This window comes from Dolichospermum lemmermannii CS-548 (assembly GCF_028330815.1).
GTDB classification, from domain to species: Bacteria; Cyanobacteriota; Cyanobacteriia; order Cyanobacteriales; family Nostocaceae; genus Dolichospermum; species Dolichospermum lemmermannii.
In genome coordinates, this window is record NZ_JAQMTJ010000286.1 from 1 (window position 1) to 4,574 (window position 4,574).

The 4,574-nt window shown below is 31.8% G+C and carries 5 protein-coding genes; 4 read left to right on the forward strand and 1 reads right to left on the reverse strand.

Annotation, left to right across the window (positions count from 1 at the left end):
* From PN450_RS19860 to PN450_RS19875, 4 genes are all read left to right on the forward strand, one after another.
* A partial coding sequence (locus tag PN450_RS19860; protein ID WP_271837311.1) for a tetratricopeptide repeat protein occupies positions 1-2,277 on the forward strand: 2,277 nt, incomplete at its 5' end.
* A gap of 163 nt (positions 2,278-2,440) precedes the next feature.
* Positions 2,441-3,529, forward strand: a complete 1,089-nt coding sequence (locus tag PN450_RS19865) for an RNA-binding domain-containing protein (protein WP_271837312.1) — start codon at positions 2,441-2,443, stop codon at positions 3,527-3,529.
* A complete protein-coding gene (locus PN450_RS19870) occupies positions 3,523-3,654 on the forward strand; it encodes a hypothetical protein (protein ID WP_271837313.1) in 132 nt (43 codons plus the stop codon). The genes PN450_RS19865 and PN450_RS19870 overlap by 7 nt, the downstream gene beginning before the upstream one ends.
* Before the next feature lie 59 nt (positions 3,655-3,713).
* Positions 3,714-3,950: a hypothetical protein gene (locus PN450_RS19875; RefSeq protein WP_271837314.1), complete on the forward strand. Its 237-nt coding sequence runs from the start codon at positions 3,714-3,716 to the stop codon at positions 3,948-3,950.
* A 37-nt stretch (positions 3,951-3,987) separates the two neighbouring features.
* Here the strand turns inward: PN450_RS19875 and PN450_RS19880 are convergent, their stop codons facing one another.
* A complete protein-coding gene (locus PN450_RS19880) occupies positions 3,988-4,452 on the reverse strand; it encodes a PIN domain-containing protein (protein ID WP_465249377.1) in 465 nt (154 codons plus the stop codon).
* Between the last annotated feature and the right edge of the window lie 122 nt (positions 4,453-4,574).

Below are 4,574 nucleotides of genomic sequence, written 5' to 3' on the forward strand. Positions count from 1 at the left end.
AGTTCTTTACAAATTAATCCCGATAATATCATAGCATTAACTAGCTATGGAAAAGCATTAGCAGAATCTGGAAATTATGAGAAAGCTTGTGAGATTTTTGAAAGTTCTTTACAAATTAACCCCAATAATATCATAGCATTAACTAGCTATGGAAAAGCATTAGCAGAATCTGGAAATTATGAGAAAGCTTGTGAGATTTTTGAAAGTTCTTTACAAATTAACCCCGATAATATCATAGCATTAACTAGCTATGGAAAAGCATTAGCAGAATCTGGAAATTATGAGAAAGCTTGTGAGATTTTTGAAAGTTCTTTACAAATTAATCCTAATGATTTAATAGCATTAACTAGCTATGGAAAAGCATTAGCAGAATCTGGAAATTACGAGAAAGCTTGTAAGATTTTTGAAAGTTCTTTGCAAATTAATCCTGATAATATCATAGCATTAACTAGCTATGGAAAAGCATTAGCAGAATCTGGAAATTACGAGAAAGCTTGTAAGATTTTTGAAAGTTCTTTACAAATTAATCCTGATAATATCATAGCATTAAATAGTTATGGAAAAACATTAGCAGAATCTGGAAATTATGAGAAAGCTTGTGAGATTTTTGAAAGTTCTTTACAAATTAATCCCGATAATATCATAGCATTAACTAGCTATGGAAAAGCATTAGCAGAATCTGGAAATTATGAGAAAGCTTGTGAGATTTTTGAAAGTTCTTTACAAATTAATCCCGATAATATCATAGCATTAACTAGCTATGGAAAAGCATTAGCAGAATTTGGAAATTATGAGAAAGCTTGTAAGATTCTTGAACATTCTTTACAAATCAAGCCTAATGATTTAATAACATTAACTAGGTATGGAGAAGCATTAGCAAAATCTGGAAATTATGAAAAAGCTTGTGAGATTTTTGAGCGATATTTACAAATAAAGTCTGATAATTATATATCTTTTATATACGCTAAATGTCTAGAGGAGTTATGTAAATACAGAGATGCCATATCTCAACTTGAAGCAATAGATTTTGATAGCCTACCGCAATATTATGTAAATGTTATTCATATCAATTTAGGAAGACTTTACTATGGTCTTAAATTGCAAGAACAGGGAAATAAATATTTTAACTTAGCAATTGCTAACTCAGATGATAAAGAGAAGTCAATACTATCTAGTGCTAGAAGTATTCTCGCTCATAATCCTTATAATGAAACTGCTGTTAAGATGTTACAACAAATTGCTGAGGAATCACCACGCTATTCTCAAGCACTGGAAATGTTGACGCTTAATTTAAGTGAAAAAGATTATTTTAAACTGGTCAAATCTGATTACCAAAGTAGTGTGAATGATACCGAAATACTAAATCGAGCAATTTATCATAAAATTGCTAATGAAATCAGCATTCTCAAGGGGATTGCTTACCGGATTTTGCGTTTTTCTCTAGCAGAAGATCCCCTGCTTACAGGTATTATTAATGATATTGAAGATGTACTTGAGGAAGTCAATCGTCGTCGAGCATTAGAAAAATCCCAAATTTCCACTATTTCTAATGATGAATACGAGCAAATTCTCGAAATTATTTCCAAAACTGCTCACGATATTTCTGATTTTGTTAATAATCAGTTGGCCATTATTGAATCTAAAACTAGACGTGCAATGAGGAAACTTGCTGTTGATGATCCTCACTATAAGCAATTTGAGAAACTATTAACACAACTAGAATTTACTCAAATTGCTCTTAGCGATCTCAAAGCCATTAATGAAGGTATCAAAATAAAAAATCATCACTTTAAAATCAAAAAACTATTTGAAAAATGGGAAGCTAACCCTCATATTGATAATGCTTCTATTAATCTGGATATTGAAAATGGTGATTTAGAGTTTAATGGTGATGAAGAGAAGATCAAAAGTATTTTAAATGAATTAGTAGAAAATTCTCTCAAACACAATCCTAAAAAACTAGATTTAAACATCTCTATGTCTACACACGATATTATCAATCCTGCGGGAATTCGTGGTGCTACTATTCCGGGTGAGCAAAAATATCTATTAATTGAGTTTAATGATAATGGTCAAGGAATTCCCCCAGATAAAAAAGATTGGATATTTCAACCTCTAAAAACTACAGCTAATGAAGGTTATGGTAGTGGGTTGGGACTATTCATCATCCGTAAAACATTAACACAGATGAACGGATACATCCAAGAAACTGGATGGAAAGGAGCTAAATTTAAAATCTATATTCCTTATACAAAAAGCGAAAATGTAAAAATTTAGGTGGGGTGATAAGATCCCCGACTTCTTTGATTGATTTTGTCCACAAATTATAAATTGATGTCAGAAGTCGGGGATCTGGGTATCAGTCTCACTATAGGCTTATACTAGAAAATAGTATAATTTAGTTTGTGTCCTTTCTTCAAGTCGTCAAAGTTATAGAATTATGCAGACTGAAAATATTCATTTGCTACTGGTAGAAGATAATCCTCGTTACCTCAGTGAACTTGTAGAGTGGTTAAATGATTACGGTTATCGTCATATTGAGACGGCTTCTAGTGTAGTTCAAGCAACAGAAAAGTTATGTGATCCTTTTGATGTCATAATTGCTGATATGCGAATGGAGCAAGATAACAGTGGATTTGTGATTTTGGAAGAGGTAAAAGCACGCAATCTTTCATCAGTGGTGATTATCCTCACGGCTAACGACAGTGTGATAGATTGCCGGAATGCTTTTAAATCGGCAGTATGGGACTATTTTTCTAAAAATATGCAGGGTAATGTTTTTGATGCTGTCCACGATTCTATCCAAGAAGCTATTACCTATTTTAATCGTTGGGGTAATGTACATAATGAACAGTGGATAATTGAAAATCTGGAAATTTTAGAAAAAGACTATTGGGGTAAATATATTGCTGTCATTAATAAAACTGTAATTGAAACAGCAGATAATGAAGATACCCTCAACGCATTACTTGAAGAACAAAAATTAAGACGGTTTTCAACTACTATTAGAAAAATAGGTGATTTACAACCAATTTCTCAACTTATAAAGTTACCGGAAAGTCCGAAATTAGAATACAAAAGCACTTTACAATGGGATGTTAGACAAAATCGTAAAAATGAGGATTTGAAATTTAGTGTCCTCAAAACTATTGCTGCTTTTCTCAATTCTGAAGGAGGAACGCTAATTATTGGAGTTGAAGATGATGGTAATATTTTTGGTTTAGAGCAAGATTTGGCTATACTTTCCAAAGGTTCTCTAGATCAATTTGAGCAGACAATTGTAAATCTGATTTGCAAATACATCGGTTCTAGCTTTATGTTATTAGTTAAAGTTAGATTTGAGACAATCGAAAGTAAAGTAGTCTGTGCAATTGATGTCAGAAAATCAGATATAATAGCTATTATGCAAGGTAAAGATAAAAAATCAGAACTCTACATTCGTGCTGGTAATACCTCAAAATCTCTTGATATTTCAGAAACAGTAGAATTTTGTCTAAAGCAGGGTAAGCTGTCAGGGGAAAGTTGTTAGACCAAGCGATCATCTCAATTCCTGGTATAGTAGAGATAGAAGAAACTCAAGAGCGATCGCTCATTGCAAAGTATCTAAATATGTGGATGCTAACATATACTTATTTAGTAAATAGGTTGTATTAAACTTTCAAATATTAGGTTAAAATGAATCATAACTTAGATATTTAATGAAGGAATAAATCATGAAAATACAAAGAATTATCAAAGGTAACACAATAGAATTATTAGATCAAATATTAGATAAAATTCTTCTACCTGATGGAGTGGAAATTTCCATAGAAATACCAGATAACTTAATAATTAAACAACCCAAATGGCAAGAGTTAGAAACTGTTATTGGTTTATGGAAAGATGATACAGAAATTGATGAAATTTTTGATATTATTAATCAGGAACGTCATCAAGATTTAGTCATGTAGGTTGGGTTGACGCAAGGAAACCAAACAATTTTTTACACTATTCACCAACTTTTTTAATAGCTTCTTGATAAATTAAATTACTTAAACGAAACTTGCCAACAAATTGTAAAGAATCCAGTTGTTCTTTTAAATTAGGAATTAACCCATTTTGTTTAGCCCAAATCAAAATTCCTACTGTACCTAATACTGGTAAATTCATTTGTTTTGCAACTCGTCTAGCACTTTTCTCATCAAGTAAAATAGCTTGACTAGGTTGTTCAATAAACAGGGTTATTGCTTCTGATTCACCTTCATCTAACTCTAATTTTAATAACGATACTAAAGCAATATTACTAACTGGTAAAATAGTTAACCATGAAGCTTTTGCTACTTGTTCTGCGCCAAATCTTCCTATACCTGTCTCCACAACTTCTTTCCACACAGCTTGTGGAATTATAACACCATCGGGAAACCGTTGATTAATTAACTCTAATTGTCCAATACTAAGTAAGTAGACGAAAATAAATCAAAGTAGATTAAGTAATGTAAGAAATCTGGAGATGATTTCGTAGTAAGGGCTTCAGCCCTCAAATGAGGAATAAATTCCTCACTACAAACTTTGAATTATTCAAGCCGTTCTACTTA

Bases quoted from the DNA above. Each gene is read 5' to 3' on its own strand.
- PN450_RS19865 (WP_271837312.1), top strand. From the start codon at position 2,441: ATGCAGACTGAAAATATTCATTTGCTACTGGTAGAAGATAATCCTCGT.
- PN450_RS19875 (WP_271837314.1), top strand. From the start codon at position 3,714: ATGAAAATACAAAGAATTATCAAAGGTAACACAATAGAATTATTAGAT.